Genomic DNA, 1059 nt, shown 5'->3' on the forward strand with positions numbered 1-1059 from the left:
CTAGAGCAAAATCTGACCGACTTGGATCGGGAGGGATTCCCATGGGAGTCAAAATCTGATTCACCCTGTGTGCTGGACGAGGAGGCCGGCACACATGGCCAAACCTTTGTCGGAGGATTTGCGGATCCGGACAGTTCGGGCGGTTGAAGGGGGAATGTCGCGCCGCGCGGCGGCAGACCGGTTCGGCATCTCGGTTGCGAGTGCGGTGCGCTTTGTCCGGGAATGGCGCGAGAACGGGGCGACAAAAGCCAAACGGCAGGGCGGCGACCAGCGCTCGCAGCGCATCGAAGAGTACCATGATGCGATCATGAGTGCGATCGAGGCCAAGCCCGACATGACTCTGGTTGAGATTTCCGAGATGCTCAAATCGGAGTTTGGAGCCTCGTTTGCGCCGAGTTCGATTTGGCGCTTCCTCGACCGTCACGGCGTAACCTTCAAAAAAAAGCGCGCACGCAGCAGAGCAGGATAGGCCCGATGTTGCGGCGGCGCGCCAGGCCTGGCGCGAACTCGCGCCGCAGCTCGATCCTGACAAGCTGGTCTTCATCGACGAGACCGGCGCCTCGACCAAAATGACGCGGCTTTACGGCCGCTCAAAACGCGGCCAACGTTGCCGCGCCGCGGTCCCGCATGGTCATTGGCTAACCACAACCTTTACCGCCGCCTTACGCTGCACTGCCCTGACTGCCCCGATGACGCTCGACGGACCGATGAACGCCGTCGCTTTCCTCGCCTATGTCGAACAGGTGTTGGCTCCTACCCTCAATCCCGATGACGTCGTCGTGATGGACAACCTGCCGGCACATAAAGGTGCTGCCGTCCGGGCTGCAATCGAGGTCCGCGGCGCCAGCCTTCTGCTGCTGCCGCCCTATTCGCCCGATTTCAATCCGATCGAGAACGCATTTGCCAAATTCAAATCGAGCCTGCGCAAAGCCGCAGCCAGGACCGTCGATACCCTCGAAGCTGCGATTGCCGACGCCTACAGAGCATTCACCCCTGCCGAATGCGCCAACTACTTCACGGCAGCAGGATACAGTTCAACTTGATCGGAATCTGCTCTAG

The 1059-nt window shown here is 60.5% G+C and carries 1 protein-coding gene; it reads left to right on the top strand.

What is annotated here, in order from left to right; all coding sequences use genetic code 11:
* The first annotated feature begins 94 nt into the window (after positions 1-94).
* Positions 95-1043 (top strand): IS630 family transposase gene (locus EDE08_RS38155; RefSeq protein ID WP_131874848.1). Its coding sequence is split into 2 segments (ribosomal slippage): positions 95-447 and positions 446-1043, totalling 951 coding nucleotides; the frame shifts between segments, so codons are not numbered across the junction.
* Positions 1044-1059 lie beyond the last annotated feature (16 nt).

Origin of the sequence: Bradyrhizobium sp. R2.2-H (genome assembly GCF_004346455.1) — a bacterium.
In the GTDB taxonomy this organism is placed as follows: Bacteria; Pseudomonadota; Alphaproteobacteria; order Rhizobiales; family Xanthobacteraceae; genus Bradyrhizobium; species Bradyrhizobium diversitatis.